Here is a 1,818-nt window from a genome sequence, read left to right on the forward strand (position 1 = left end):
GGCGCACGGGACCGGGGTCAGGCCCGCGGTGCCGCGTGCGTACACGCCGTGCGAGCGGATGTCCGCCGTGATCAGGCGGGATCCCTTGAGCCTCTGGTGCAGCGCGAGGGCGCCTTCGTACGGGACGTTGTTGTCGTACCGGGCCTGGAGCATCAGGAGGGGCACGGCATTGCCGATCTTCGTGCCGGGTTCGCGCGGCTCGCCGTCCCAGAACGCGCACGGGGCGATCATTCCGTTGACGTACGGCCCGAAGACCGGCTGGGTGGCCCGGCTGCGCTGCATGTTCTTCCAGTACGTCGCCGGATCCTTCGGCCAGCCGCCCGCGGGCCAGCCCCCGTCGCCGCACATGAAGATCGCGCCGCCCGTCATGCTGTCCGCCAGCTCGGGCGAGGAGAGGAGGTCCAGGAATCCTTCGAGCGCGGGACCCGGCTCGATCTGCTCCCCGGCGGCGGCCCTCTTCAGGTCGGAGACGACGCTGAGCAGCTGGGGATCGTGCTCCTCGTGCTGCACGAGCTGCTTGAAGATCAGCCGCAGCAGCGGGGCGTTGAGACGCTGCCCCTCGACCGGTACGGGGTGCCGCTCGGCCCGTGCCAGCACCGTGCGGATGTCGGACCGCACCTGCGGGTCGAGCGCCGCCTCCGCGGGCGCCCCGGACTGCTGGAACAGCTCGTACTGCGTGGCCGCCGGGTCGGTCGAGGAGTCCAGGACGACGCGGTCGGCCCGGCGCGGGAACAGCTGGGTGTAGACGGCGCCGAGGTCGGCGCCGTACGAGATGCCGTAGTACGAGAGCTTGCGCTCGCCGAGCGCCGCCCGGATGGCGTCCATGTCGCGGGCGACGTTCCTGGTCGAGGCGTGCGGGAGCAACTCCGCGTTGTCGCCGTGCTCCTGGCACCGGCGCGCGGTGTCGCGTGCGGTCCGCACCGAGTCCTCGAAGTCCCGGCGCGGGGTGGTGGTCTCGGCGGGCGGCGCGGGCCGCGGGGCCTTGCCGCAGGTGACGGGGGTGCTCTCGCCGAGGAAGCGGGGGTCGAAGCCGATCAGGTCGTAGCGGTCGGCGACGTCCTTCAGCGCGGGCCGCAGGGCGAGGGTGTTGGCGAGCCCCGTGCCGCCCGGTCCGCCCGGGTTGGACAGCAGGATGCCGCGCCGTTCGCCCGGCGACTTCGCCTTGACGCGGGAGATCGCGATCTTGATCGTACGGCCGTCGGGGTTCGCGTAGTCGAGGGGCACGGACACTTCGGCGCACTGCGCGCCCGCCTCGTTCAGCTCCTTCTGGTCCGCGGAGCATCGGCCCCAACTGAGCTGTGTGCGCTGCTCTTTCGGCGATTCGGGGCGGTCCGCGGCGGACACGCCGCCCGCGAGCAACCCGACGAGACCCAGCCCTGCGGTGACTGCTGGCGCGAGGCGCATCGTGCTCCTTGACTCGGTGGGAAGTTGATCACCACGTTAGGAACGCGCACGCCGCCGGACCATCGGGCCAGCGGCCCGACCCGCCCTGGGGACAGCCCCCGTGCCGCCCTCCGGTTCTCCGGACGTCCTCGCCTTGACCTGGAGTCCTCTCCAACTCCTAGGGTCGCAAGCGATCACCGGGCACACCCCAGGAGGTACCACCATGACCAGCCTTCCCACCCGCCGTCTCGGCGCACTGACCGTCTCGGCGCAGGGCCTCGGGTGCATGGGGATGAGCCACGGCTACGGCACGTCGGACGACACGCAGTCGATCGCGACGATCCACCGTGCGCTGGACCTCGGCGTCACCCTGCTCGACACCTCCGACTTCTACGGCAGCGGCCACAACGAAGAGCTCATCGGCCGCGCCCTCGC

The 1,818-nt window shown here is 71.7% G+C and carries 2 protein-coding genes; one reads left to right on the forward strand and one right to left on the reverse strand.

All coding sequences use genetic code 11. The features are described 5' to 3' along the window. Positions 1-1,404 (reverse strand): alpha/beta hydrolase (locus AOK03_RS35470; RefSeq protein WP_055569506.1); only part of this gene is annotated, 1,404 nt, incomplete at its 3' end. 202 nt (positions 1,405-1,606) lie between these two features. On the opposite strand from AOK03_RS35470, the gene AOK03_RS44485 reads away from it, so the two are divergent. Beyond that, positions 1,607-1,818: aldo/keto reductase (locus AOK03_RS44485; RefSeq protein WP_244177874.1), on the forward strand; the 212-nt coding region annotated here is incomplete at its 3' end.

Origin of the sequence: Streptomyces atriruber (genome assembly GCF_001418325.1) — a bacterium.
Taxonomy (GTDB): domain Bacteria; phylum Actinomycetota; class Actinomycetes; order Streptomycetales; family Streptomycetaceae; genus Streptomyces; species Streptomyces atriruber.